We start from the raw sequence: 24,500 nt of genomic DNA, 5'->3' as shown, positions 1-24,500 counted from the left end.
GTCGTGCTCCTTAGAAGTCCAGACCGCCCTCACGGGCGGCATCGGCCAGAGCTTTCACCCGGCCATGGAACAGATACCCACCACGATCGAAAACGACCGTTTTCACACCAGCTTTGACTGCGCGTTCGGCAATTGCCTTGCCGACCAGTGCAGCGGCGTCGGCATTGCTGCCTTTCGCCTTCAGATCTTTCTCCATCGTCGAAGCAGCCACCAGGGTGGTGCCTTTGACGTCGTCGATGATCTGAGCATAGATGTGGGCGTTCGAACGGTGCACGCTGAGGCGCGGGCGACCGGCCGCTTTCTGGCGGATCGCAAAACGAACGCGACGCTTGCGGCGTTCGAATAGGCTTCTCACGTTTTTCATCGTGCCTGTCCTTACTTCTTCTTGCCTTCTTTGCGCAAGATATACTCGCCTTCGTAGCGGACACCCTTGCCTTTGTAAGGCTCCGGACCGCGCCAGCCGCGTGCATTCGCAGCGAACTGACCAACGAGCTGTTTATCTGCGCCAGAAATGGCGACGAGGGTCGGCTTTTCAGCAACGACGTTGAGACCCGCAGGGATCTCCATTTCTACGTCATGTGAGAAGCCAAGCTGCAGAACCAGGTTTTTGCCCTGAACCTGCGCACGGTAACCAACACCGGTGATTTCCAGTTTCTTGGTGAACCCTTCCGAGACCCCGGTAACGAGGTTCGCGATATTGGCACGGGTGGTACCCCAAAGGGCACGAGCGCGCTTGCTATCGTTGTTCGGTTTCACGAAGATCTGGTTATCTTCCTGAGTGACGGATACGTCCGAGGTCAACGCCAGGTTAAGCTCACCGAGCTTGCCTTTTGCACTGATCTGCTCTTCGGTCAAGGTGATGGTAACGCCGCTAGGCACGACCACCGGATTTTTTCCTACTCGCGACATCGTTGGCCCTCCTTAGAATACCTTGCAGAGGATTTCGCCGCCGACATTCTGCTCGCGAGCCTCCTGATCCGAAAGAACTCCTCGCGGAGTGGACAGGACTGCGATGCCCAGACCGTTATATACCTTCGGAAGATCTTTGATCTTCGAGTATACACGACGACCCGGGGTCGAGACGCGGTCGATCTGCTTGATCACGGCATCGCCCTCAAAATATTTGAGTTCGATGGTGATTTCGCTGACGCCCTTGCGAATTTCATTAACGTTATAACCGCGGATGTAACCTTCGCGCTGGAGAACATCCAGCACACCGGTACGCAGTTTCGAAGCCGGCGAAACGACGCTGGATTTACCAACGCGCTGGCCGTTGCGGATACGCGTGAGCATATCACCGACTGGATCAGTCATCGACATGTGATGTCCTCCTTACCAGCTCGACTTCACCATGCCCGGGATCTGACCACGCGAAGCAAGTTCACGAAGCGCGATACGGGACAGGCGGAATTTGCGATAGACACCACGCGGACGACCGGTAACCTGGCAGCGAATACGCTGACGGATACGAGCCGAGTTACGCGGCAACTGGGCGAGTTTCATCACAGCAACGATACGATCCTCTGGGGACGTCTCGCGATTTGCGATAACCGCTTTAAGGGCGGCACGCTTGGCAGCATATTTTTTTGCCAGGCGTTCACGTTTGAGTTCACGCTCTACAGCGCTTTTCTTGGCCATGGGCCAACCTCCGTTAGTTTCCGAACGGAAGATCAAAACCCTTTAGAAGGGCAAGAGCTTCATCGTCGGACTTAGCCGTGGTACAAATGATGATATCCATCCCGCGAACAGAGTCGACTTTGTCGTACTCTACCTCAGGAAAGACGAACTGTTCTTTCAAGCCCATGGCAAAGTTGCCACGACCATCGAAAGATTTTTTGTTCAGGCCGCGGAAGTCACGAACGCGCGGAAGCGCGATGGTGACCAGGCGGTCCAAGAACTCAAACATACGGTCGCGACGCAGGGTCACTTTACAACCGATGTTCATACCTTCACGCAGTTTGAAAGCCGCGACCGACTTTTTCGCTTTGGTGAAGACAGGCTTCTGACCGGTGATAGCAGCGAGATCCGCAGCAGCACCTTCCAGCTTTTTACGATCCTGGGTGGCGTCGCCGACACCCATGTTGATCACGATTTTCTCGAGGCGCGGAATCTCCATGGTGTTCTCGTAGGAGAACTCCTTCTGGAGTGCGTCACGCACCACTTCTTTGTAATGTTCGCGCAGGCGCGTCATTTTTCCGTCCCTCAGTTGTCGATGACTTCGCCGCTGAGCTTCGCTACGCGAACCTTGCGACCATCATCGAGGGTCTTGAAACCGACGCGGGTCGGCTTGTTTTCTTTCGGGTCAACAATCGCGACGTTGGAAACAGCAATTTTTGCTTCCTTTTCGACGATGCCACCAGCATCAGCACCGGTCGGGCGCTGGTGACGTTTCACCAGGTTGATGCCCGAAACCAGAACTTTGTTCTCGGTCGGGAAAGCGGCGAGAACCTCGCCGGTCTTTCCTTTGTCTTTACCCGTCAGAACAACGACGCGATCGCCCTTTTTAATCTTGGCAGCCATTACAGCACCTCCGGAGCGAGCGAAATGATCTTCATGTAACCTTTGGAACGAAGTTCGCGGGTTACCGGGCCAAAAATACGCGTGCCGATCGGCTCACCGTTCGCATTAATGAGAACGGCAGCGTTGCGGTCAAAGCGGATCGCCGAGCCATCGGCACGACGAATTTCCTTTGCGGTGCGAACGATGACAGCTTTGTGAACTGCACCCTTCTTAACGCGACCGCGCGGAATGGCTTCCTTGACGGAAACCACGATAACATCACCAACGTTGGCGGTTTTGCGCTTCGAGCCGCCCAGCACCTTGATGCACTGGACGCGGCGAGCGCCGCTGTTGTCGGCGACGTCCAGATTGGACTGCATCTGGATCATGGGTTTACCCCTTGACTATGATTGGGCTGAGGACTCACTCCTCGACCACTACTTCCCAAGACTTCAACTTCGAGATCGGTTTGCATTCGCGAATGCGAACAACGTCACCCGTTTTGAAGCGGTTCTCTTCATCGTGCGCGTGGAATTTCTTCGACTTACGCACGTACTTTTTATACAGCGGGTGCATGACCTGGCGCTCCACTCGGACCACCACGGTCTTGTCGTTTTTGGTCGAAACGACTGTCCCCTGCAATACACGCCTCGGCATGTGTGTTTACTCCTCTGCGTGTCCAGTTAGGCCGCGGTTGCACCCTTCTCGTTGCCGAGAAGGGTTTTAATGCGGGCAATATCACGACGGACCTGGCGGACCCGCGCAGTGTTCTCGAACTGCCCGGAAGCCTGCTGGAATCGCATGTTGAACGATTCTTTACGCAGGTCCAGAAGCAGCTGCTTCAGTTCGTCAGCGCTTTTAGCGCGGAGATCAGCAATTTTCATCACTAATTACTCCCCTTCACCAAGACGGGTGACAAACTTGGTCTTGATCGGCAGTTTTGCCGACGCCAGCTCGAAAGCACGGCGTGCAAGATCCAACGGAACACCGTCGAGTTCAAACATGATCCGACCCGGTTTAACGCGTGCCGCCCAATATTCAGGCGAGCCTTTACCTTTACCCTGACGGACTTCGGCAGGCTTCTGCGAGACCGGGAGATCCGGGAAAACGCGAATCCACACACGACCTTGACGGCGGATGTGGCGGGTGATCGCACGGCGTGCCGCTTCGATCTGACGCGCCGTTATACGCTCAGGCTCCATGGCTTTCAAGCCATAAGCGCCGAAATTAAGATCCGTGCCACCCTTGGCTTCACCTTTAAGGCGGCCTTTGTGGGCTTTACGGAACTTTGTGCGTTTCGGAGAAAGCATATCTGGATCTCCTTACTTGCGGCCTGAACCGGTCGACTCGAGAGCGCGACGCTCAGAAGCCAACGGATCGTGAGCCATGATTTCGCCCTTGAAGATCCAGACCTTCAGACCGCAAACACCGTAGGTGGTGTGTGCTTCGGAAGTGCCATAATCAACGTCCGCACGCAGGGTGTGCAGCGGAACGCGACCTTCACGGTACCATTCGGTACGAGCGATTTCAGCGCCACCAAGACGACCAGCAGCATTGATACGAATGCCACCGGCACCGAGACGCATTGCGTTCTGAACCGAGCGCTTCATAGCGCGACGGAACGAAACACGGCGCTCAAGCTGCTGGGCGATGTTATCAGCGACCAGCTTGGCATCGAGTTCCGGCTTGCGGATCTCGATGATGTTAACCTGCACTTCGGCATTCGCCAGTTTCTGCAGATCGTTCTTGAGCTTCTCGATGTCCTGGCCTTTTTTCCCGATCACAACGCCCGGACGAGCGGTGTGGATCGAGATGCGGGCTTTCTTCGCCGGACGTTCGATAATCACCTTCGATACACCCGCCTGTTTCAGACGGTCGAAGACGAAATTGCGGATCGCGAGATCTTCGTGAAGAAGACCAGCGAAATCGGCCTTGTTGGCGTACCAGCGGGAATCCCAGGTACGGTTAATGCCAACGCGCAGACCGATCGGATTAATTTTCTGACCCATTACTCGGCCTCCTCACGTTCGCAAACGACGATGCGCATGTTGGAGAACGGCTTAATGATTTTACCAACACGACCGCGTGCACGGGCGCGCCAGCGCTTCATTACGAAGGCCTTACCAACAGATGCCTCTTTAACGTAGAGACGGTCAACATCGAGCTGATGGTTGTTTTCGGCATTAGCAATTGCCGATTCCAGCAGCTTTTTGACGTCCTGCGAAATGCGTTTATTGGAGAAGGTCAGCTCTGCCAAAGCAGCTTCTGCCTTCATACCACGAATCGACTCGGCGACGAGGTTGAGCTTACGCGGGGAAATGCGTACTGCCCGGAGCGAAGCCGCAGCCTCGTTATCCGCCAGCCGACGGATGTCAGCTTTCTTACCCATCGTTACTTCCTCTTCGCCTTTTTGTCGGCCGCGTGACCATAGTAGGTACGGGTCGGCGAGAATTCACCGAACTTGTGACCAATCATATCTTCGGTCACGAGCACCGGCAGGAATTTCTGGCCATTGTAAACCCCAAAGGTGAGGCCTACGAATTGCGGCAGAATCGTCGAGCGCCGCGACCAGGTCTTAATTACCTCATTCCGGCCTGAGGCACGGACAGTATCGGCTTTCTTAAGAAGGTATCCGTCAACAAACGGACCCTTCCAAACGGAACGCGCCATAGTCTAGCCTCCTCCGTTAGCTCTTGTGACGACGGCGCATGATGAGCGCGTCGGTCTTTTTGTTCGAGCGGGTACGTTTGCCCTTGGTCGGCTTGCCCCACGGCGTAACCGGGTGACGACCACCCGACGTACGGCCTTCACCACCACCATGCGGGTGATCGATCGGGTTCATGGCAACGCCACGAACCGAAGGACGCTTGCCAAGCCAGCGATTACGGCCGGCTTTACCAAGGTTCGAGTTCTGATGGTCCGGGTTGGACACGGCACCGATGGTTGCCATGCATTCACCACGAACCAAACGTACCTCACCGGAGGACAGCTTAAGCTGGGCGTAACCCTGGTCCTTACCAACAAGCTGTACATACGAGCCTGCTGAACGTGCGACCTGACCACCTTTACCGGCTTTCAGTTCGACGTTGTGGACAATGGTACCGACCGGAATGTTCTTCAGCGGTGCGGCGTTACCCGGCTTAATGTCTACGCGTTCAGCGGCAACAACGTTGTCGCCGACAGCGAGACGCTGCGGTGCGAGGATGTAGGCCAATTCGTCGTCAGAATAACGAACCAGTGCGATAAACGCGGTACGGTTCGGATCATATTCCAAACGCTCGACGGTACCGACGACATCAAACTTGGTACGTTTGAAATCGATCATACGGTAACGACGTTTGTGACCACCACCAATACGGCGGGCGGTGATACGACCAGTGTTGTTACGGCCACCTTTCTTGCGCAGACCTTCGGTCAACGCTTTAATCGGCTTGCCCTTGTGGAGATCGGAACGATCCACGAGAACCAGCTGACGGCGACCAGGAGAGGTTGGTTTAAACTTCTTCAAAGCCATTGTCTTAGATTCCCGTAGTCACATCGATGGACTGGCCCTCTTCGAGGGTTACCATCGCTTTCTTGAAATCGCTCCGACGACCGGAAATACCGCGAAAACGCTTGGTTTTTCCTTTTACCACAGAGGTATTGACCGCCTTGACCTTCACCCCGAACAGACCTTCCACAGCAGCCTTGATCTCCGGCTTGGTGGCGTCGATCGCGACTTTGAACGCAACAGCGTTGTGTTCAGAAATCAACGTCGACTTTTCAGTGATATGCGGGGCGCGGATGACTTCGTACATCCGCTCTTTGCTGATGATCGTCATTTGAGACGTGCCTCCAACGCTTCGACCGCACCCTTGGTCAGCACCAGGGTGTCACGGCGCAGGATGTCATAGACGTTAGCACCAATCTGCGGGAGCACATCAACCTGCGGGATGTTGCGCGCTGCGCGTGCAAAGCCCTCATTGACCTGCGCACCGTCGATGATCAGTGCAGACTTCCAGCCGAGTTTATTGAAAACTGCGACCAGATTCTTGGTTTTGGCGTCCGAGAATTCCGCATTATCAAGAACGATAAGCTTACCGTCTTTTGCTTTAGCCGACAGAGCGGTTTTAAGCGCGAGTTTACGGAACTTCTTGGTCAGATCGTGTGCGTGGTCGCGAACGCGCGGACCGTGCACGGTACCACCACCACGGAACTGTGCGGCTTTACGGGAACCGTGACGTGCACCGCCACTACCCTTCTGACGCACGAATTTTTTCGTGGTTGCGGAAACTTCGGACTTTTCCTTCACCTTGTGGGTACCGGCACGGCGTTTTGCCAGCTGCCAGTTCACCATGCGGTGCAGGACGTCACGACGTACTTCCAGGCCGAAGATGTCTTCTGCAAGATCAATCTTGCCGGACTTGGAAGCGTCAAGTTTGAGAATGTCGAGCTTCATGATGCTTATTCCTTATCCTCGGCGACAGCTTCTTCAGCGGCCGGGGCAGCACCCTTGAGCGCGGCCGGGAACGGCAGACCTTCCGGTGCAGCACGCTTCACGGCATCCTTGACAAGGACATAGGCACCCTTGTGACCCGGAACGGCACCGTGAACCAGGATCAGGCCCTTGTCGGCATCCGAAGATACGACTTTGAGCGACTGAACGGTTACACGTGCGGCACCGAGGTGACCAGCCATCTTCTTACCTTTGAAGACGCGGCCCGGGTCCTGGCACTGACCGGTGGAACCATGCGAACGGTGCGAAATCGACACACCGTGCGACGCACGCAGACCACCGAAGTTATGACGCTTCATCGCACCGGCAAAACCTTTACCGATGGACGTGCCGATTACGTCAACGTACTGGCCTTCGATGAAGTGGGTCGCAGCAAGTTCTGCGCCAACTTCGATCAGGCCGTCTTCGCTAACGCGGAATTCAGCAAGTTTGGCTTTCGGCTCAACCTTGGCTTTGGCGAAGTGGCCACGCATCGGCTTGGATACGTTTTTCACTTTCGCTTTGCCATAACCAAGCTGAACAGCGACGTAGCCGTCGGTGTCGTTGGTACGGTTGGCGACAACCTGAAGATCTTCGACCTTCAGAACGGTTACAGGAAGGTGGGAACCGTCGTCGTTGAAGACGCGGGTCATACCGACCTTCTGGGTAATAAGTCCACTACGCATTGCGGCTTACTCCCGATTAAAGTTTGATCTCGACATCGACACCGGACGCAAGGTCGAGCTTCATAAGAGCATCGACGGTTTGCGGGGTCGGGTCGACAATGTCGAGAAGACGCTTGTGCGTACGGATTTCGAGCTGTTCGCGTGATTTCTTGTTCACGTGCGGAGACCGCAGAACAGTGTACTTTTCAATGCGGGTCGGCAGCGGAATCGGGCCGCGGACCTCTGCGCCAGTGCGCTTCGCCGTATTGACGATCTCACGCGTGGACTGATCCAGCACGCGATGGTCAAACGCCTTCAGGCGAATGCGAATGTTCTGACTATCCATGTAATTATGTACCGGAGCCCTCAAAAGGACACCGGCCCCTCAACTGGAGTTGACGATTGCCGCAAAAGTGTTGCGGGCGGCTTAAATAGCCGCCCGCTTCACAAAGATCAAGAGAAAAATTATTCGATGATCTTGGCAACAACGCCCGCGCCGACGGTACGACCGCCTTCACGGATTGCGAAACGCAGACCTTCGTCCATTGCAATCGGTGCAATGAGGGTTGCGGTCATCTGAACGTTGTCGCCCGGCATAACCATTTCGGTGCCAGCCGGCAGCTCGATCGAACCGGTAACGTCAGTCGTACGGAAGTAGAACTGCGGACGGTAGTTCGAGAAGAACGGCGTGTGACGGCCACCTTCATCCTTGGTCAGGATGTAGGCTTCTGCTTCGAATTTGGTGTGCGGGGTGATCGAGCCAACATGTGCCAGAACCTGGCCACGTTCGACGTCTTCACGTTTGGTACCACGCAGCAGCGCGCCGATGTTGTCGCCAGCTTCGCCCTGATCGAGCAGCTTGCGGAACATTTCAACGCCGGTAACGGTGGTTTTAACGGTGTCTTTAATGCCGACGATTTCGATTTCTTCGCCAACTTTAACAACGCCGGTTTCAACACGACCGGTTACAACCGTACCACGACCCGAGATCGAGAACACGTCTTCGATCGGCATCAGGAACGGCTTGTCTTTCGGACGATCCGGTGCCGGGATGTAGTCATCAACAGCAGCCATCAGTTCGAGGATAGCGTTTTTGCCGATTTCGTCATCGCGACCTTCCAGAGCAGCAAGAGCCGAGCCCTTGATGATCGGAATATCGTCGCCCGGGAAGTCGTAGGACGACAGAAGTTCACGGATTTCCATTTCGACGAGCTCAAGGAGCTCTTCGTCGTCAACCTGGTCAACTTTGTTCATGAAGACTACGAGAGCCGGAACACCAACCTGACGTGCGAGCAGGATGTGCTCACGGGTCTGCGGCATCGGGCCATCAGCAGCCGAAACGACGAGGATACCGCCGTCCATCTGTGCCGCACCAGTGATCATGTTCTTAACATAGTCAGCGTGGCCCGGGCAGTCGACGTGTGCGTAGTGACGGTTCTCGGTCTCATACTCAACGTGCGCGGTCGAGATCGTGATACCACGAGCTTTCTCTTCCGGCGCTTTGTCGATCATGTTGTAGTCCTGGAACGAAGCGCCACCGGCTTCTGCCAGAACTTTGGTGATTGCTGCGGTCAGCGTGGTTTTACCGTGGTCAACGTGGCCGACGGTGCCTACGTTAACGTGCGGTTTTGTACGCTCAAACTTTTCTTTAGCCATTTCTAACTCCGTTTATTCTGGCGTGGCCTTAGCCGGCCGATTTGGCTTTGACTTCGTCCGCAACTGCCTGCGGAACGTCGGCATAATGATCGAACTGCATCACGAACTGGGCACGGCCCTGGGACATGGAACGCAGCGTGTTGACGTAACCGAACATGTTGGCCAGCGGTACGAACGCGTTAACAACGCGTGCAATACCACGGGTATCCATGTCACGGACCTGGCCACGACGGCTGTTCAGGTCGCCAATGATATCGCCCATGTACTCTTCCGGGGTCACGACTTCGACCTTCATGATCGGCTCGAGAAGCTTCGGAGAAGCTTTTGCAAGACCTTCGCGGAATGCTGCGCGAGCAGCGATTTCGAAGGCCATGACGCTCGAGTCAACGTCGTGGTATGCACCGTCAGTCAGGGTGATCGAGAAGTCGGTTACAGGGAAGCCTGCGATCACACCGCTATGCAGCGAGCTCTCGAAGCCTTTCTGTACGCCCGGGATGTATTCCTTCGGAACGTTACCGCCAACAACGGTATCGGTGAAGGAGAAGCCCGAACCCGGTTCACCCGGGGTGAAGGTCAACTTGATACGTGCGAACTGACCCGAACCACCCGACTGTTTCTTGTGGGTGTAGTCGATATCGACCGATTTCGAGATGGTTTCACGATAAGCAACCTGCGGCGCGCCGACATTTGCTTCGACTTTGAATTCACGCTTCATACGATCGACAATAATGTCGAGGTGAAGCTCGCCCATACCGGAAATGATGGTCTGGCCGGATTCGTGGTCGGATTTAACACGGAACGACGGATCTTCCTGCGCGAGACGTGCAAGCGCGAGACCCATTTTCTCCTGGTCGGCTTTCGATTTCGGCTCAACAGCGATTTCGATAACCGGATCCGGGAATTCCATGCGCTCGAGGATGATCGGCTTGGCCGGGTCACAAAGAGTATCACCAGTGGTGGTGTCCTTCATGCCAACCAGAGCAACGATGTCGCCCGAGCAAGCGTATTTGATTTCTTCACGGTTGTTGGAATGCATAAGCAGCATACGGCCGATACGTTCTTTTTTCTCTTTAACAGAGTTGAGAACATACGAACCGGCATCCAGCACACCGGAATAGATACGAATAAAGGTCAAGGAACCGACGAACGGGTCGGACATGATCTTGAACGCAAGAGCCGAGAACGGCGCGTCATCGGTCAGAGCACGGGAATCCGGCTCGTCTTCGGTGTTCGGCTTGACGCCACGAACATCGTCGATGTCGTCCGGAGCCGGCATGAAGTCGATGACTGCATCGAGAAGCGGCTGAACGCCTTTGTTCTTGAACGCGGTACCCAGAAGGACCGGAACAAGATCACCAGCGATGGTACCCTTACGGATGCACTTCTTGAGAACTTCCTCGGACGGCATTTCGCCTTCGAGGTAAGCTTCCATTGCAGCTTCGTCGCACTCGACAGCCTGTTCGATCAGGGCTTCGCGGTATTCCGCAGCCTGGTCAGCAAGGGAGTCACGAACGTCGCGATATTCGAACTCTGCACCGAGGCTTTCATCTTTCCAGATGATTTCCTGGTTGCGAACGAGATCGACAACACCTTCGAAATCACCTTCGGAACCGATCGGCAGCTGCATGACTGCAGCATTGGCGCCGAGGCGTTCCTTGATCATTTCGACGCAACGGAAGAAGTCAGCACCGGTACGGTCCATCTTGTTGACGAAGCACATACGCGGAACGTTGTACTTGTCAGCCTGACGCCATACGGTTTCGGTCTGCGGTTCAACGCCGGAAACGGCGTCGAAAACAGCGCAAGCACCATCGAGGACGCGGAGCGAACGTTCAACTTCAATGGTGAAGTCAACGTGGCCCGGGGTATCGATGATGTTGACACGGTGGTCTTTCCAGAAGCAGGTCGTCGCAGCAGACGTAATCGTAATGCCGCGTTCCTGTTCCTGTTCCATCCAGTCCATGGTAGCGCCGCCGTCGTGGACTTCGCCGATTTTGTAGGACTTACCGGTGTAGAAAAGGATTCGCTCGGTGGTCGTGGTTTTACCAGCATCGATGTGTGCCATGATGCCAATGTTACGATACCGAGAGATCGGAGTGCGTTGTACCATAATCGACTCTTGATCTTGAGGTCTGGGTTACCAGCGATAATGAGCGAAAGCCTTGTTGGCTTCGGCCATACGGTGGGTGTCTTCACGTTTCTTGACGGCGGAGCCACGGTTATTGGCTGCATCCATCAGTTCACCGGCAAGACGACCAACCATGGTGGTTTCGGAACGCTTGCGAGCTGCGTCAACCAGCCAACGAATGGCCAGCGCCTGACGACGCTCGGAACGAACTTCAACCGGAACCTGGTAGGTAGCACCACCAACACGGCGCGAACGAACTTCGACGTTCGGTTTCACGTTATCCATGGCTTCGTGGAACTGGGCAACAGGGTCTGCACCCTTGCCTTCCATGACTTCCAGTGCACCATAAACGATCTTTTCGGCGGCAGATTTTTTGCCATCGAGCATAAGACCGTTCATGAATTTGGTCAGAACCTTATCGCCATATTTGGCGTCAGGCAGAACTTCGCGCTTTTCAGCAGCGTGACGACGTGACATCTGAGCTGCTCCTTATTTCGGACGCTTCGCGCCGTATTTCGAACGACGCTGTTTACGGTCTTTGACACCCTGCGTATCGAGGGTACCGCGAATGATGTGGTAACGCACACCCGGCAAATCCTTTACACGGCCGCCGCGGATCATGACGACAGAGTGTTCCTGCAGGTTGTGGCCTTCACCCGGAATGTAGGAGGTTACTTCGTAGCCGTTGGTCAAACGAACACGGGCAACCTTACGAAGTGCCGAGTTCGGCTTCTTCGGGGTGGTGGTATAGACACGGGTGCAAACGCCGCGTTTCTGCGGGCATGCTTCCAGTGCCGGAACCATATCGCGCTGGGTGCGCGGAGTCCGCGACTTGCGGATCAACTGGTTAATAGTGGGCATTAACTTTCCCTTTTACTTCAACGGACGCCACTAGGGCGTTGCTCTTATCGACGCACGACGAGCGACCACGCGTCTTTGTACAAGTACAAAAACACGCGCGGACGCCCATAAAAGCAGGAGTTCCTGCCTCGACGGCCGTCAGAGTCGCACTCAAGCGATGGGGGGCGAAAACCGCCCGCTACCGCACAAAACGGTACCGGCACAGCTACACCCCCCTAGATTCGGTGGGCGCATACTAGTGACGGCCCCCTTTTGCGTCAAGCAAAACCCTCTGGGCCTTCGAGTTGGCGCTTCAAACGCCGAAACGAGCCGGTGCGTCGATAAGAGTCCGGCTCGTTTCTGATTCTTTTAACTGTCTGGCGCGACGAACTTATTCGCCTGCCGGCAGTGAAGCGGTATCGGCATCGGCCTGCGGACCGAAGTTGTCGCCGATTTCCTCTTCTGCCTCGATCTGTACGTTCTTGTCGCGTTCGGCAGCCAATGCGCGGAAGCGGTTCATCACCGCACCGGTACCAGCCGGGATCAGACGACCCACGATGACGTTCTCTTTCAGACCGATAAGAGTATCGGTTTTGCCCGAAACAGCTGCTTCGGTAAGAACGCGCGTGGTTTCCTGGAACGACGCGGCCGAAATGAAGGAGTGCGTCTGGAGCGAGGCTTTGGTGATCCCCTGGAGGACCGGTGCGCCTTCGGCCAGTTCGCCGCCTTCTTTAAGAGCACGTTCGTTTTCGGCATCAAAATCAACGCGGTCAATGATTTCGCCAACCAGAAGCGTGGTGTCACCCGGTTTGGTGATTTCCACTTTCTGCAGCATCTGACGTACGATGACTTCGATGTGCTTGTCGTTAATCTTCACGCCCTGCAGACGGTAGACTTCCTGGATCTCGTTGACCAGGTAGTCGGCCAGTGCCGGGACGCCCATAACACGCAGAATATCGTGCGGAACCGGTGAACCATCGAGAAGCTGATCGCCCTGTTCGACGAAGTCCCCTTCCTGAACGGCAAGGTGCTTGCCTTTCGGGATCAGGTATTCGACCGGTTCGGTCAGACCCGAGTCTTCGAGCGGGTGAACCACGACGCGACGCTTGTTCTTGTAGTCCTTGCCGAATTCGACGCGACCCGGGATATCCGAGATAATCGCGTGTTCTTTCGGTTTACGGGCTTCGAACAACTCGGCAACACGCGGCAGACCACCGGTAATGTCACGGGTTTTCGAACCTTCACGCGGGATACGTGCAAGCACGTCACCAGCAGCGACCTTCTGACCGTTCTCGACCGAGAGAATAGCATCAACCGAGAGGAAGTAACGGGCTTCAAGACCGTTATCCAGGTTGATGACCTCGCCGTTTTCGTTACGCAGGGTAACGCGCGGCTTGAGGTCGGATGCCTTCGGCATGCTCTTCCAGTCGATAACCGTTTTCGAGGCAATACCGGTCGCTTCGTCATAGACTTCGCGAATGGTTACGTTCTCGAGAAGGTCGACATAGTTCACGAAGCCTTCTTTCTCGGTGATGATCGGCAGGGTGTACGGATCCCATTCAGCCAGTTTCTGGCCACGGGTAACCTGCGCGCCTTCATCGGTCAGAAGTTTCGCACCATACGGAACACGATATTTCGCACGTTCACGACCGGTCTTGTCGATCAACAGGATCTCGAGGTTACGCGCCATAACGATATTGACGCCTGCCGAGTTCTCAACGACCGCACGGTTTTTCAGTTTCACGGTGGCGTCGAAGTTGGCTTCGACACCGGAAACTTCTGCACCACGCTGCGCGGCACCACCAATGTGGAACGTACGCATGGTCAGCTGGGTACCCGGTTCACCGATCGACTGTGCGGCGATAACACCGACAGCTTCACCGATGTTGACCGTGGTACCGCGGGCCAGGTCACGACCATAGCAATGGCCGCAAACACCGGTTTCGGCGTCACAGGTCAGCACCGAGCGGATGCGCGCCATTTCGACGCCAGCCTTTTCGATGAGATCAAGGTGATCTTCTTCGACCATTTCGTTCTTCGGTACGATGACTTCGCCGGTCGACGGATTGACAATCTCGTCAGCGGTAAAGCGACCGAGGATACGATCGGAAAGGGTTTCGATAACCTCACCGGAGTCGACGACGGCTGCGATGTCGAGGCCACGATCAGTACCGCAATCATGCTGAGTGATGATGCAGTCCTGGGCCACGTCAACGAGACGACGGGTAAGGTAACCCGAGTTCGCCGTTTTCAGTGCGGTATCAGCCAGACCTTTACGAGCACCGTGGGTGGAGTTGAAGTACTCCTGCACGGTCAGGCCTTCTTTAAAGTTCGAGATAATCGGCGTCTCAATGATCGAGCCATCCGGTTTCGCCATCAGGCCACGCATAGCAGCCAGCTGACGCATCTGGGCGGCAGAACCACGAGCACCGGAGTGTGCCATCATGTAAACCGAGTTCACATTGTCACCTTCTGCCGTCGCCGAGATGACTTTCATCATCGCTTCGGAAACGTCATCGGTGCACTGTGCCCAGGCGTCAACAACCTTGTTGTATTTCTCACCACGGGTGATGAGACCGTCCTGGTACTGCTGCTCGTATTCCTTGACCTTTTCATGGGTCGTGCCAACCAAGGTTTCCTTGGCGTCCGGAATGATCATGTCATCCTTACCAAAGGAAATACCGGCTTTACATGCCCAGTTGAAACCAAGGCCCATCATGCGGTCAGCAAAGATAACAGTCTCTTTCTGGCCACAGTGACGATAGACGACGTCGATAACGTTCGAGACGTCTTTCTTGGTCAGCAGCTTGTTGATGGTCGCGAACGGAATGCGCGGATGACGCGGCAGAAGTTCCGACAGCAACATGCGGCCCGGGGTCGTGGCAACACGAACGGTGATCGGTTCGTTGTTTTCATCCACCGTGTGGTAACGGGCATTAACCTTGGAATGCAGGTTTACGACACCTTCATCCAGAGCCTGCTCGATCTCGGCGATGTTGACAAACGACATGCCCTCGCCCGGCTGACCTTCACGCTCCATGGAGATGTAGTACAGACCAAGGACGATATCCTGCGACGGCACGATGATCGGTTTACCCGATGCCGGTGACAGGATGTTGTTGGTCGACATCATCAGGGTACGTGCTTCAAGCTGAGCTTCAAGCGACAACGGTACGTGGACAGCCATCTGGTCACCGTCGAAGTCCGCGTTAAACGCAGTACAAACGAGCGGGTGCAGCTGGATGGCCTTACCTTCGATCAGGGTAGGCTCGAACGCCTGGATACCAAGACGGTGCAGGGTCGGTGCACGGTTGAGCATGACCGGATGTTCACGGATAACCTGCTCGAGGATATCCCAAACTTCGGCGCGCTCTTTTTCCACCATACGCTTTGCAGCCTTAATGGTGGTGGCCATCCCGTACAGTTCCAGCTTCGCGTAAACGAACGGCTTGAACAGTTCGAGGGCCATTTTCTTAGGCAGACCGCACTGATGCAGTTTCAGGTTCGGACCGACGGTAATAACGGAACGACCGGAATAGTCGACGCGTTTACCCAGAAGGTTCTGACGGAAACGACCCTGTTTACCTTTGAGCATGTCCGACATCGATTTGAGCGGACGCTTGTTGGCACCGGTGATCGGACGACCGCGACGGCCGTTGTCAAACAGCGCATCAACCGATTCCTGAAGCATACGTTTTTCGTTACGCACGATGATATCAGGTGCACGAAGCTCGATCAGGCGCTTCAGACGGTTGTTACGGTTGATGACACGACGATACAGATCGTTCAGATCCGAAGTTGCGAAACGGCCACCATCCAGCGGAACCAGCGGGCGCAGTTCCGGCGGAATGACCGGGATCACTTCAAGGATCATCCATTCCGGGCGTGCGCCGGATTCCTGGAAGGCCTCAATCAGCTTGAGACGCTTGACCAGCTTCTTGCGCTTGGCTTCGGAATTGGTTTCCTTGAGGTCGAGTTTCGCGGTTTCGCGTTCTTCATCAAGGTCGATCGCTGCAAGCATATCGCGGATGGCTTCGGCACCGATACCGGCGCGGAAGCTGTCTTCGCCATATTCTTCCTGAGCGGTCATATACTGGTCTTCGGACAGGAGCTCACCCATCTTGAGCGGGGTAAGACCCGGTTCGATAACCACATAGTTTTCGAAGTACAGAATGCGCTCAAGATCCTTGAGCGTCATGTCCAGCAGCAGCCCCAGACGGCTCGGCAGCGACTTCATGAACCAGATGTGGGCAACAGGTGCCGCAAGTTCGATATGGCCCATACGTTCGCGACGTACTTTTGCCAGAGTCACTTCGACGCCGCATTTTTCACAGATAATGCCGCGATACTTCATACGCTTGTACTTGCCGCACAAGCATTCGTAATCCTTCACCGGACCAAAAATGCGCGCACAGAACAGGCCGTCGCGCTCCGGTTTGAAGGTCCGGTAGTTGATGGTTTCCGGTTTCTTGATTTCGCCGAAGGACCAGGAGCGGATACGCTCCGGGCTGGCAATCTGAATCCGGATCTGATCGAAGCTCTGGGTGCCCTGCGGCTGCCCGAAGATCTTCATCAACTCGTTCATAAAGGCTCTCCCGCTATGCCCGGTCTCGCCGGGTTTCGCCAATTTCAGGCCGAAAGATGCATATGGCGACCGGGATGCCCGGATGGGCACCCCTGTCAGCCAAACACTTAGTACTCGTTTTGCTCAAGCTCGACATTGAGGCCAAGCGAACGGAGTTCTTTAACGAGAACGTTAAAGGATTCCGGAATGCCGGCTTCGAAGGTGTCTTCGCCGCGAACAATGGCTTCGTAGACCTTGGTACGGCCCGAAACGTCGTCCGACTTGACCGTAAGCATTTCCTGGAGGGTGTATGCAGCACCGTAAGCTTCGAGTGCCCACACTTCCATCTCCCCGAAACGCTGGCCACCGAACTGCGCCTTACCACCCAGCGGCTGCTGGGTAACAAGAGAGTACGGACCAATCGAACGTGCGTGGATCTTGTCGTCGACCAAGTGGTGCAGTTTGAGCATGTAGATGTAGCCCACTGTCACCTTGCGATGGAATTTCTCACCGGTACGACCGTCATAGAGGTCGACCTGGCCAGAACCATCAAGGCCTGCTTTTTCAAGCATACGAACAACATCCGGCTCACGGGCACCGTCGAAGACCGGGGTGGCCATCGGGACGCCGCGACGCAGGTTGTTACCAAGTTCAATGACTTCGCCATCAGAAAGTTCTTTGATGCCAGCAACATATTCGTCGCCTTCATAGACATCATTGAGCTTGCTGCGCAGGTCATCCATCTCGCCACGACCATCGGCAACAGCATCGACGAGTTCGCCGATCTGTTCACCCAGACCACGAGACGCCCAACCAAGGTGGGTTTCAAGGATCTGGCCGACGTTCATACGCGACGGAACACCCAGCGGGTTCAAAACGATATCGACCGGCGTACCGTCTTCGAGGTGCGGCATGTCTTCAACCGGCATAATGCGCGATACGACACCCTTGTTCCCGTGACGGCCGGCCATTTTATCACCCGGCTGCATTTTACGTTTAACTGCGACGAAGACTTTGACCATCTTCATCACGCCCGGCGGCAGTTCGTCACCGGCCTGCAGTTTGTCGACCTTGTCATCGAAGCGGGCCTGAAGAACAGCGATCGATTCCTCGAACTGCTTTTTCAGAGCTTCGATGTCGGACATGACATTGTCATCTGCAACAGCGATCTGGCGCCAAAGACCACGGGCAACACCCGACAGGCTTTCTTCGGTCAGTTCACCGGTCAGGCCCTTCGGACCATCAACCAGTTTCTGGCCAACCAGAAGGTTCTGCAGACGACCATAGAAGTTACGCTCGAGGATCGCGCGTTCGTCATCGCGGTCCTGTGCGAGACGTTCGATCTCGGAACGTTCGATCGCCAGAGCACGTTCGTCCTTGTCAACGCCACGACGCGAGAACACGCGGACTTCAACAATGGTACCGAACTGTCCCGGCGGGACACGAAGCGAGGTATCGCGAACGTCAGATGCCTTTTCACCGAAGATGGCACGCAGAAGTTTTTCTTCCGGCGTCATCGGGCTTTCGCCCTTCGGCGTTACCTTACCAACAAGGATATCGCCCGGTTTGATTTCCGCACCGATGTAGACAATGCCCGCCTCGTCGAGGTTTTTGAGCGCTTCTTCACCGACGTTCGGAATATCACGGGTGATTTCTTCCTGGCCGAGCTTGGTATCGCGGGCCATGACTTCGAATTCCTCGATGTGGATCGAGGTGTAAACGTCATCACGAGCGATACGTTCGGACAGAAGGATGGAATCCTCGAAGTTGTAACCGTTCCACGGCATGAACGCGACGAGCACGTTACGGCCGAGGGCCAGTTCACCCATATCGGTACACGGACCATCCGAGATGATGTCACCTTTCTGGACGACATCGCCAACTTTCACCAGCGGACGCTGGTTGATGCAGCTGCCCTGGTTGGAACGCTGGTATTTCAGCAGGGTGTAGATATCGACACCCGATTCCGAAGCAGCAATGTCACCAGTTGCGCGGATAACCATACGGGTCGCGTCAACGGATTCAACAACACCGTCACGGCGTGCGATCAGGGTTGCACCTGAATCACGTGCCACCGGAACTTCCATACCGGTACCGACATACGGCGCTTCAGAGCGGATCAACGGAACCGCCTGACGCTGCATGTTCGAGCCCATCAATGCGCGGTTCGCGTCATCGTTCTCAAGGAACGGAATGAGCGCGGATGCGACCGATACCAGCTGCTTCGGCGAGACGTCCATCAGGTCGATCTCTTCGGAGCGGGCCATGTAGTGGTCACCGGCCTTACGGGTGTTGATCAGTTCGTTGGTGAAGCTGAAGTCATCGTTAAGCGGTTCGTTTGCCTGTGCGATGACATAACGGCCTTCTTCGATCGCCGAGAGGTAAATAACCTCTGCGGTGACGTTGCCGTCGACAACCTTACGATACGGGCTTTCGATGAAGCCGTACTGGTTGACGCGAGCAAAGGTCGCCAGCGAGTTGATCAGACCAATGTTCGGACCTTCCGGCGTTTCAACCGGGCAGATACGACCATAGTGGGTCGGATGAACGTCACGAACTTCAAAACCTGCACGCTCACGGGTCAAACCACCCGGGCCAAGCGCCGAAAGACGACGTTTGTGGGTAATTTCCGAAAGCGGGTTGGTCTGATCCATGAACTGCGACAGCTGCGAAGAGCCGAAGAATTCACGAACAGCAGCCGCAACCGGCTTGGCATTGATCAGGTCATGCGGCATGACGTTGTCGATCTCGACCGAGCTCATACGCTCGCGGATCGCACGTTCCATACGCAGCAGACCAACGCGGAACTGGTTTTCCATCAGCTCGCCAACCGAACGCAGACGACGGTTACCGAGGTGGTCAATATCGTCAATCTCGCCACGACCGTCTTTCAGGTCGATGAGAACACGGACGACTTCCAGAATGTCTTCGCGACGCAGGATGCGAACGGTGTCTGCACATTCGAGGTTCAGACGCGCATTCATCTTCACGCGGCCAACCGCAGAAAGATCGTAACGCTCTGCATCGAAGAACAGGCCCTTGAACATGGCTTCCGCACCCTCGAGGGTCGGCGGTTCGCCCGGGCGCATCACGCGATAGATGTCCACAAGGGCTTCTTCGCGGTTGCTGTTCTTGTCCAGCGCCATGGTGTTGCGCAGATACGGACCAACCTGGTTGTGGTCGATCATCAGCAGACGAACGGAGTCTACACCCCATTCTTTGAGCTGCTCGAACACTTCCTCGGTCAGTTCGTGACCGGCTTCTGCCAGGATCTCGCCGGTTTCACCATCGATGAGGTCATCAGCCATGAACCAGCCGTTAAGCTGATCTTCCGGCACGAGGATCTCGGTGACACCCTGTTCGGCGATCTTGTTGGCAGAGCGCTTGGTGATCTTGGAACCCGCAGCAGCGACAACTTCGCCGCTTTTGGCATCGATAAGATCGAAGACAAGCTTCTGGCCGATGTAACGTTCTGCGGAGAAATCGGTAACCCAACCATCCTTGGTGCGGCGGTATTCAGCCGACTCATAGTAATAGTTGAGGATTTCTTCCGGGGTCAGACCTTCGATTTCCGACGGATCGACAGAGCGGCCTTCTTCGGCACGCTGTGCACGCAAGGCTTCGGACTCTTCGTTTTCAAGAGCCATAAGCAGCGTGGTCGCCGGCAGTTTGCGGCGACGGTCGATACGGACATAAAGAATGTCTTTGGCATCGAATTCGAAATCGAGCCAGGAACCACGATACGGAATGACGCGTGCGGCAAACAGATATTTGCCCGAGCTGTGGCTCTTGCCCTTGTCATGATCGAAGAAGACACCCGGCGAGCGGTGCATCTGGGAAACAATCACACGCTCGGTGCCGTTCACAATAAAGGTACCGTGTTCGGTCATGAGCGGCATGTCGCCCATATAGACGTCCTGCTCTTTGATATCGCGGATCGAGCGTGCGCCCGTATCTTCGTCGATATCCCAGACAACCAGGCGCAGAGTTACACGCAGCGGTGCGGCAAAGGTCATGCCACGCTGGCGACACTCTTCGGTATCGTATTTGGGCTGCTCAAGCTCATACGAAACGAATTCAAGAGTTGCGCGTTCCGAAAAATCTTTAATCGGAAAGACGCTCTTGAATACTTCCTGAAGACCTGCATCGTCCCGCTGCTCCTGCGAGATTCCGGTCTGCAAAAACTTATCATAGGAATTCTTTTGAACCTCGATGAGGTTCGGGAGCGGAGCGACTTCGCTGATCCGTCCAAAGCTTTTGCGGATGCGCTTTCGACCAGTAAAGGACTTATCCATCATCGTTCCTTTAATCGCGCCTCCCCACACCGTCCGAACTCGTTCGTCCCTGCTCTGCCACGTTTGCGAGTCGCACAAAACGCATACAGCACAACGACGCCCGAGCCCCGTACGGGGCGGGCGTTCACTTGATTATGACTGTGGATGTTATTTGACATCCAACTTGATTGAGATCACTGATCCCTCGGCTGTCGACGCCGTCAAAGATAACCTCTGACCAAAACGGCCTTACGTTATGTACGATTACCTTTGGCAGCGTCAACCGTTAAATTCCTGTTCGCGCCCCTGCACGGGCTCGGCACAATTGCCGGGGTGCACAGAGACGGAAGGGCCGGCGCCCGAAGGACGCCGACCCAGACCTTGGCAAGAAGCCGTCGATTACTTGAGTTCGACGGTTGCGCCGGCTTCTTCCAGCTTCTTCTTGATTTCTTCGGCTTCGTCTTTAGAAGCGCCTTCTTTGACGGCCTTCGGTGCGCCTTCAACCAGTTCTTTGGCTTCTTTGAGGCCAAGACCGGTGATGCCGCGGACTTCTTTAATGACGTTGATTTTCTTGTCACCAGCAGAGGTCAGAACGACGTCGAATTCGGTTTTTTCTTCAGCAGCAGCACCACCGGCAGCAGCGCCACCAGCAGCAGCAACAGCTACCGGAGCAGCGGCGGAAACGCCCCACTCTTCTTCGAGCATTTTGGAAAGTTCTGCAGCTTCAAGAACGGTGAGCTTGGAAAGCTCGTCAACGAGTGCCTTAAGATCGGCCATTTTACTATACTCCTAGGCTTGAACTTAGATATCTGGGATATCTGGTTAGTTTGGTTTACGCGGCTTCGCCTTTGTCGGCATATGCCTTCAGCACCTGGGCAATCTGGCCCGCCGGCTTGGAGGTCAGCGTAGCGATACGCTGTGCCGGGGTCTGGATCATACCCACCAGTTTCGCACGAAGTTCGTCCAGCGACGGCAGTTCTGCCAGAGCTTTAACGCCCTGTTCATCAAGAACCTGTTCGCCGATGCCACCAGCGACAAGCACGAGCTTCTCGTTGGCTTTTGCGAATTCGGAGGCTACTTTTGCGACCGATGCCGGATCAGCTGAATAGCCAATCGCGGTCGGGCCGGTGAAGTAGTCTGCAAGACCAGCAAATTTGGTGCCTTCCAGAGCAAGTCGCGTAAGCCGGTTTTTGGTGACCTTGAAGCCCGCACCAGCTTCACGCATCTGCGCACGAAGAGCGGTAATTTCAGCAACCGTCAGACCCTTATACTGGGTGATGACGACGCCTTCCGCACCTTCGAACACTTCGCGCATTTCTGCTACGAACTGTTGTTTTTCATCGCGGTTCACTTTTAGTCTCCGACATTGCTTATTGCCCTGAACCCCACAAGGAGGTTCACAGACGCGACCAGTCCTTTCGAACCGGTCTGTGACGCCCGTCCGTTTGCCAGATGTTCAAGCCTTGTGTGAATCCCCGATGGGGAAAAACTAAGAACCGGAACCTCTGCCTATGCAGGAGATTAAGAGTGGCAAATCCCACTCACCTGCAGTCTGGGACAGACAGGTAGAGAGGGCATGGTGCCCTCTCCGGTCCTGACCGATCCGAAGACCGGTCAGAATTCGATAATTCTTACTTCGACGCGATGTCAGCGATCGACAGTTTCACGCCAGCGCCCATGGTGGAGCTGAGCGCAGCGCGCTGCAGGTATACACCTTTTGCGCCTGTCGGTTTTGCTTTAACGATCGCGCTTACGAATGCTTTTGCATTCTCAAGGATCTGTTCTTCGCTGAACGATGCCTTGCCGATACCTGCATGAACGATACCGTTTTTCTCGGCACGGAACTGGACCTGGCCAGCTTTTGCGTCGGAAACAGCGGTCGCTACATCCATGGTCACGGTGCCGAGTTTCGGGTTCGGCATCAGGCCGCGCGGGCCGAGAACCTTACCAAGACGACCGACAACAGCCATCATGTCCGGGGTTGCAATAACGCGATCATAGTTCAGATCGCCTTTCTGCATTGCTTCCATCAGGTCTTCGGCGCCAACAGCGTCTGCACCAGCTTTCTGGGCTTCTTCTGCTTTGGCTTCTTTTGCGAAGACAGCAACGCGCATGGTTTTACCGGTACCATGCGGAAGGGAAACAACACCACGGACCATCTGGTCAGCGTGACGCGGATCAACACCAAGGTTCATGGCCATTTCGATGGTTTCATCGAATTTGGCTTTTGCACCTTCTTTGACGAGCTTCACAGCAGCTGCGAGTTCGTACTGGGTGTTACGGTCGATGCCCTCATAGGCCTGGGCAAGGCGTTTACCAGTCTTGGCCATCGTCTTACTCCACAACCTCGAGACCCATCGCACGGGCAGAGCCCTCGATCATTGCCATCGCGCCATCAACGTCAAATGCGTTGAGGTCAGCCATTTTGGCTTCTGCGATTTCTTTGACCTGTGCTTTGGTTACTTTACCAACATAACCTTTACCGGTGGTACCGGAACCCTTCGGAATGCCTGCTGCCTTTTTCAGGAAGTAGGATGCCGGCGGGGTTTTGGTGATGAAGGAGAAGGAACGGTCGGAATAAACGGTGATGACGACCGGAATCGGCATACCAGGTTCCATCTGCTGGGTCGCTGCGTTGAACGCCTTGCAGAATTCCATGATGTTCACACCGCGCTGACCAAGGGCCGGGCCGACAGGCGGCGACGGGTTGGCTTTGCCGGCGGGAATCTGCAGCTTAAGATAGCCGTCGATTTTCTTCGCCATTAGAGTACCTCTTAAAGAAGCGCGCGGTCCGGCCATGGCTGACCTCCCGCGCCTTGATTGCTGCCTGCGTATACAGGCAGCGACTTAAATTTTCAAGATCGTTTTTTAAAGCTTCTCGACCTGGGTGTATTCCAGCTCGACCGGAGTTGAACGACCGAAGATCGAAACAGACACCTTCAGGCGTGCACGTTCTTCATCAACCCCTTCGACAATACCGTTAAACGATGCAAACGGACCGTCGGAAACACGGACTTCCTCGCCGATATCGAATGCGATGGTCGGCTTCGGACGATCAACACCTTCCTGCACCTGGTGCAGAATGTGCTGAGCTTCCTTTTCGGAAATCGGCATCGGCTTGCCACGGCTGCCGAGGAAATCGGTAACCTTGGCGGTGTTCTTGACCAGATGCCAGCTTTCGTCGGTGAGATCCATCTTCAGCAGGACATAGCCCGGGAAAAACTTCCGCTCGGCATTGACCTTGGTGCCGCGACGCATCTCGACAGTCTCTTCGGTCGGGACCAGGACTTCCTCGATTTCGCCTTCAAGACCTTTCTTGATGGACTGTTCGCGGATCGACTGGGCGACCTTTTTCTCAAAACCGGAGTGAACGTGCAAAACGTACCAGCGATGCGCCATG

29 protein-coding genes are annotated in these 24,500 nt (G+C 55.3%); all 29 read right to left on the bottom strand.

What is annotated here, in order from left to right:
• Positions 1 to 10 precede the first annotated feature (10 nt).
• The 29 genes from rplR to nusG all read right to left on the bottom strand — a co-directional run bounded on the left by rplR (position 11) and on the right by nusG (position 24,499).
• On the bottom strand, positions 11 to 364 hold the full coding sequence (gene rplR, locus UF64_RS09880; protein ID WP_008892190.1) for a 50S ribosomal protein L18: 354 nt from the start codon (positions 362 to 364) through the stop codon (positions 11 to 13).
• A gap of 11 nt (positions 365 to 375) precedes the next feature.
• Positions 376 to 909 carry a 50S ribosomal protein L6 gene (gene rplF, locus UF64_RS09875; protein ID WP_044828427.1) on the bottom strand — a complete coding sequence of 178 codons (534 nt, stop codon included), beginning with the start codon at positions 907 to 909 and terminating at the stop codon, positions 376 to 378.
• Positions 910 to 921: 12 nt separating this feature from the next.
• The gene (gene rpsH / locus UF64_RS09870) at positions 922 to 1,320 is read right to left on the bottom strand and encodes a 30S ribosomal protein S8 (protein WP_044828426.1); all 399 of its coding nucleotides are present in this window, start codon (positions 1,318 to 1,320) and stop codon (positions 922 to 924) included.
• A gap of 12 nt (positions 1,321 to 1,332) precedes the next feature.
• On the bottom strand, positions 1,333 to 1,638 hold the full coding sequence (gene rpsN / locus UF64_RS09865) for a 30S ribosomal protein S14 (protein WP_044828425.1): 306 nt from the start codon (positions 1,636 to 1,638) through the stop codon (positions 1,333 to 1,335).
• A gap of 13 nt (positions 1,639 to 1,651) precedes the next feature.
• Positions 1,652 to 2,191, bottom strand: a complete 540-nt coding sequence (rplE, locus tag UF64_RS09860; protein WP_008892186.1) for a 50S ribosomal protein L5 — start codon at positions 2,189 to 2,191, stop codon at positions 1,652 to 1,654.
• Positions 2,192 to 2,202: 11 nt separating this feature from the next.
• Positions 2,203 to 2,520, bottom strand: a complete 318-nt coding sequence (rplX, locus tag UF64_RS09855; protein ID WP_008892185.1) for a 50S ribosomal protein L24 — start codon at positions 2,518 to 2,520, stop codon at positions 2,203 to 2,205.
• Entirely contained in the window at positions 2,520 to 2,888 is a 369-nt protein-coding gene (gene rplN, locus UF64_RS09850; RefSeq protein WP_008892184.1) for a 50S ribosomal protein L14, read from the bottom strand. Before rplN ends, rplX begins: the two co-directional genes overlap by 1 nt.
• 34 nt (positions 2,889 to 2,922) lie before the next feature.
• Positions 2,923 to 3,156, bottom strand: a complete 234-nt coding sequence (gene rpsQ / locus UF64_RS09845) for a 30S ribosomal protein S17 (RefSeq protein WP_008892183.1) — start codon at positions 3,154 to 3,156, stop codon at positions 2,923 to 2,925.
• A gap of 26 nt (positions 3,157 to 3,182) precedes the next feature.
• The gene (rpmC, locus tag UF64_RS09840) at positions 3,183 to 3,383 is read right to left on the bottom strand and encodes a 50S ribosomal protein L29 (RefSeq protein WP_008892182.1); all 201 of its coding nucleotides are present in this window, start codon (positions 3,381 to 3,383) and stop codon (positions 3,183 to 3,185) included.
• A gap of 6 nt (positions 3,384 to 3,389) precedes the next feature.
• A complete protein-coding gene (gene rplP, locus UF64_RS09835; RefSeq protein WP_033067183.1) occupies positions 3,390 to 3,809 on the bottom strand; it encodes a 50S ribosomal protein L16 in 420 nt (139 codons plus the stop codon).
• Between the two features lie 12 nt (positions 3,810 to 3,821).
• Positions 3,822 to 4,508 carry a 30S ribosomal protein S3 gene (gene rpsC / locus UF64_RS09830; protein ID WP_044828424.1) on the bottom strand — a complete coding sequence of 229 codons (687 nt, stop codon included), beginning with the start codon at positions 4,506 to 4,508 and terminating at the stop codon, positions 3,822 to 3,824.
• Positions 4,508 to 4,888: a 50S ribosomal protein L22 gene (gene rplV, locus UF64_RS09825; RefSeq protein WP_044828423.1), complete on the bottom strand. Its 381-nt coding sequence runs from the start codon at positions 4,886 to 4,888 to the stop codon at positions 4,508 to 4,510. The genes rpsC and rplV overlap by 1 nt, the downstream gene beginning before the upstream one ends.
• Positions 4,889 to 4,890: 2 nt before the next feature.
• Complete coding sequence (rpsS, locus tag UF64_RS09820) at positions 4,891 to 5,169, bottom strand: 30S ribosomal protein S19 (protein WP_008892178.1); 279 nt, start codon at positions 5,167 to 5,169, stop codon at positions 4,891 to 4,893.
• Between the two features lie 16 nt (positions 5,170 to 5,185).
• The gene (gene rplB / locus UF64_RS09815; protein WP_044828422.1) at positions 5,186 to 6,013 is read right to left on the bottom strand and encodes a 50S ribosomal protein L2; all 828 of its coding nucleotides are present in this window, start codon (positions 6,011 to 6,013) and stop codon (positions 5,186 to 5,188) included.
• 4 nt (positions 6,014 to 6,017) lie between these two features.
• A complete protein-coding gene (locus tag UF64_RS09810; protein ID WP_008892176.1) occupies positions 6,018 to 6,320 on the bottom strand; it encodes a 50S ribosomal protein L23 in 303 nt (100 codons plus the stop codon).
• Entirely contained in the window at positions 6,317 to 6,937 is a 621-nt protein-coding gene (gene rplD / locus UF64_RS09805; RefSeq protein WP_008892175.1) for a 50S ribosomal protein L4, read from the bottom strand. Before rplD ends, UF64_RS09810 begins: the two co-directional genes overlap by 4 nt.
• Positions 6,938 to 6,942: 5 nt before the next feature.
• The gene (rplC, locus tag UF64_RS09800; RefSeq protein ID WP_044828421.1) at positions 6,943 to 7,659 is read right to left on the bottom strand and encodes a 50S ribosomal protein L3; all 717 of its coding nucleotides are present in this window, start codon (positions 7,657 to 7,659) and stop codon (positions 6,943 to 6,945) included.
• Between the two features lie 16 nt (positions 7,660 to 7,675).
• Positions 7,676 to 7,984 carry a 30S ribosomal protein S10 gene (gene rpsJ / locus UF64_RS09795; RefSeq protein WP_008892173.1) on the bottom strand — a complete coding sequence of 103 codons (309 nt, stop codon included), beginning with the start codon at positions 7,982 to 7,984 and terminating at the stop codon, positions 7,676 to 7,678.
• 119 nt (positions 7,985 to 8,103) lie between these two features.
• On the bottom strand, positions 8,104 to 9,294 hold the full coding sequence (gene tuf, locus UF64_RS09790; RefSeq protein ID WP_044828412.1) for an elongation factor Tu: 1,191 nt from the start codon (positions 9,292 to 9,294) through the stop codon (positions 8,104 to 8,106).
• Between the two features lie 28 nt (positions 9,295 to 9,322).
• Positions 9,323 to 11,404 carry an elongation factor G gene (gene fusA, locus UF64_RS09785; protein WP_044828420.1) on the bottom strand — a complete coding sequence of 694 codons (2,082 nt, stop codon included), beginning with the start codon at positions 11,402 to 11,404 and terminating at the stop codon, positions 9,323 to 9,325.
• 27 nt (positions 11,405 to 11,431) lie between these two features.
• Positions 11,432 to 11,899 (bottom strand): 30S ribosomal protein S7, encoded by a 468-nt coding sequence (rpsG, locus tag UF64_RS09780; RefSeq protein ID WP_007092426.1) that lies wholly within the window; start codon positions 11,897 to 11,899, stop codon positions 11,432 to 11,434.
• A 12-nt stretch (positions 11,900 to 11,911) separates the two neighbouring features.
• Positions 11,912 to 12,283 carry a 30S ribosomal protein S12 gene (gene rpsL, locus UF64_RS09775; protein ID WP_007092427.1) on the bottom strand — a complete coding sequence of 124 codons (372 nt, stop codon included), beginning with the start codon at positions 12,281 to 12,283 and terminating at the stop codon, positions 11,912 to 11,914.
• A 370-nt stretch (positions 12,284 to 12,653) separates the two neighbouring features.
• Positions 12,654 to 16,847, bottom strand: a complete 4,194-nt coding sequence (gene rpoC, locus UF64_RS09770) for a DNA-directed RNA polymerase subunit beta' (RefSeq protein WP_044828419.1) — start codon at positions 16,845 to 16,847, stop codon at positions 12,654 to 12,656.
• A 107-nt stretch (positions 16,848 to 16,954) separates the two neighbouring features.
• The gene (gene rpoB / locus UF64_RS09765; RefSeq protein ID WP_044828418.1) at positions 16,955 to 21,121 is read right to left on the bottom strand and encodes a DNA-directed RNA polymerase subunit beta; all 4,167 of its coding nucleotides are present in this window, start codon (positions 21,119 to 21,121) and stop codon (positions 16,955 to 16,957) included.
• Between the two features lie 378 nt (positions 21,122 to 21,499).
• Positions 21,500 to 21,877: a 50S ribosomal protein L7/L12 gene (rplL, locus tag UF64_RS09760; RefSeq protein ID WP_044828417.1), complete on the bottom strand. Its 378-nt coding sequence runs from the start codon at positions 21,875 to 21,877 to the stop codon at positions 21,500 to 21,502.
• Between the two features lie 55 nt (positions 21,878 to 21,932).
• On the bottom strand, positions 21,933 to 22,451 hold the full coding sequence (gene rplJ, locus UF64_RS09755; protein ID WP_044828416.1) for a 50S ribosomal protein L10: 519 nt from the start codon (positions 22,449 to 22,451) through the stop codon (positions 21,933 to 21,935).
• A 280-nt stretch (positions 22,452 to 22,731) separates the two neighbouring features.
• A complete protein-coding gene (rplA, locus tag UF64_RS09750; RefSeq protein ID WP_044828415.1) occupies positions 22,732 to 23,430 on the bottom strand; it encodes a 50S ribosomal protein L1 in 699 nt (232 codons plus the stop codon).
• A gap of 4 nt (positions 23,431 to 23,434) precedes the next feature.
• A complete protein-coding gene (rplK, locus tag UF64_RS09745) occupies positions 23,435 to 23,863 on the bottom strand; it encodes a 50S ribosomal protein L11 (protein ID WP_044828414.1) in 429 nt (142 codons plus the stop codon).
• Between the two features lie 105 nt (positions 23,864 to 23,968).
• On the bottom strand, positions 23,969 to 24,499 hold the full coding sequence (gene nusG / locus UF64_RS09740; RefSeq protein ID WP_033068684.1) for a transcription termination/antitermination protein NusG: 531 nt from the start codon (positions 24,497 to 24,499) through the stop codon (positions 23,969 to 23,971).
• Between the last annotated feature and the right edge of the window lies 1 nt (position 24,500).

It is taken from the genome of Thalassospira sp. HJ (assembly GCF_000948415.1).
GTDB lineage: Bacteria > Pseudomonadota > Alphaproteobacteria > Rhodospirillales > Thalassospiraceae > Thalassospira.
The sequence above is the reverse complement of the archived record's forward strand: the minus strand, read 5'-3'. Positions and strand labels throughout refer to the sequence as shown.

Bases quoted from the DNA above. Each gene is read 5' to 3' on its own strand.
- rpsS (WP_008892178.1), bottom strand. From the start codon at position 5,169: ATGGCGCGTTCCGTTTGGAAGGGTCCGTTTGTTGACGGATACCTTCTT.
- rpoC (WP_044828419.1), bottom strand. From the start codon at position 16,847: ATGAACGAGTTGATGAAGATCTTCGGGCAGCCGCAGGGCACCCAGAGC.
- rplC (WP_044828421.1), bottom strand. From the start codon at position 7,659: ATGCGTAGTGGACTTATTACCCAGAAGGTCGGTATGACCCGCGTCTTC.
- rplN (WP_008892184.1), bottom strand. From the start codon at position 2,888: ATGATCCAGATGCAGTCCAATCTGGACGTCGCCGACAACAGCGGCGCT.
- rpsL (WP_007092427.1), bottom strand. From the start codon at position 12,283: ATGCCCACTATTAACCAGTTGATCCGCAAGTCGCGGACTCCGCGCACC.
- tuf (WP_044828412.1), bottom strand. From the start codon at position 9,294: ATGGCTAAAGAAAAGTTTGAGCGTACAAAACCGCACGTTAACGTAGGC.
- rpsC (WP_044828424.1), bottom strand. From the start codon at position 4,508: ATGGGTCAGAAAATTAATCCGATCGGTCTGCGCGTTGGCATTAACCGT.
- rpsN (WP_044828425.1), bottom strand. From the start codon at position 1,638: ATGGCCAAGAAAAGCGCTGTAGAGCGTGAACTCAAACGTGAACGCCTG.
- rplE (WP_008892186.1), bottom strand. From the start codon at position 2,191: ATGACGCGCCTGCGCGAACATTACAAAGAAGTGGTGCGTGACGCACTC.
- rpmC (WP_008892182.1), bottom strand. From the start codon at position 3,383: ATGAAAATTGCTGATCTCCGCGCTAAAAGCGCTGACGAACTGAAGCAG.
- rplA (WP_044828415.1), bottom strand. From the start codon at position 23,430: ATGGCCAAGACTGGTAAACGCCTTGCCCAGGCCTATGAGGGCATCGAC.
- rpsJ (WP_008892173.1), bottom strand. From the start codon at position 7,984: ATGGATAGTCAGAACATTCGCATTCGCCTGAAGGCGTTTGACCATCGC.
- rplX (WP_008892185.1), bottom strand. From the start codon at position 2,520: ATGGCTGCCAAGATTAAAAAGGGCGATCGCGTCGTTGTTCTGACGGGT.
- rplK (WP_044828414.1), bottom strand. From the start codon at position 23,863: ATGGCGAAGAAAATCGACGGCTATCTTAAGCTGCAGATTCCCGCCGGC.
- rplD (WP_008892175.1), bottom strand. From the start codon at position 6,937: ATGAAGCTCGACATTCTCAAACTTGACGCTTCCAAGTCCGGCAAGATT.
- rpsQ (WP_008892183.1), bottom strand. From the start codon at position 3,156: ATGCCGAGGCGTGTATTGCAGGGGACAGTCGTTTCGACCAAAAACGAC.
- rplR (WP_008892190.1), bottom strand. From the start codon at position 364: ATGAAAAACGTGAGAAGCCTATTCGAACGCCGCAAGCGTCGCGTTCGT.
- nusG (WP_033068684.1), bottom strand. From the start codon at position 24,499: ATGGCGCATCGCTGGTACGTTTTGCACGTTCACTCCGGTTTTGAGAAA.
- fusA (WP_044828420.1), bottom strand. From the start codon at position 11,404: ATGGTACAACGCACTCCGATCTCTCGGTATCGTAACATTGGCATCATG.
- rpsG (WP_007092426.1), bottom strand. From the start codon at position 11,899: ATGTCACGTCGTCACGCTGCTGAAAAGCGCGAAGTTCTGCCTGACGCC.
- rplP (WP_033067183.1), bottom strand. From the start codon at position 3,809: ATGCTTTCTCCGAAACGCACAAAGTTCCGTAAAGCCCACAAAGGCCGC.
- rplB (WP_044828422.1), bottom strand. From the start codon at position 6,013: ATGGCTTTGAAGAAGTTTAAACCAACCTCTCCTGGTCGCCGTCAGCTG.
- rplF (WP_044828427.1), bottom strand. From the start codon at position 909: ATGTCGCGAGTAGGAAAAAATCCGGTGGTCGTGCCTAGCGGCGTTACC.
- UF64_RS09810 (WP_008892176.1), bottom strand. From the start codon at position 6,320: ATGACGATCATCAGCAAAGAGCGGATGTACGAAGTCATCCGCGCCCCG.
- rpoB (WP_044828418.1), bottom strand. From the start codon at position 21,121: ATGGATAAGTCCTTTACTGGTCGAAAGCGCATCCGCAAAAGCTTTGGA.
- rplV (WP_044828423.1), bottom strand. From the start codon at position 4,888: ATGGGTAAGAAAGCTGACATCCGTCGGCTGGCGGATAACGAGGCTGCG.
- rplL (WP_044828417.1), bottom strand. From the start codon at position 21,877: ATGGCCGATCTTAAGGCACTCGTTGACGAGCTTTCCAAGCTCACCGTT.
- rpsH (WP_044828426.1), bottom strand. From the start codon at position 1,320: ATGTCGATGACTGATCCAGTCGGTGATATGCTCACGCGTATCCGCAAC.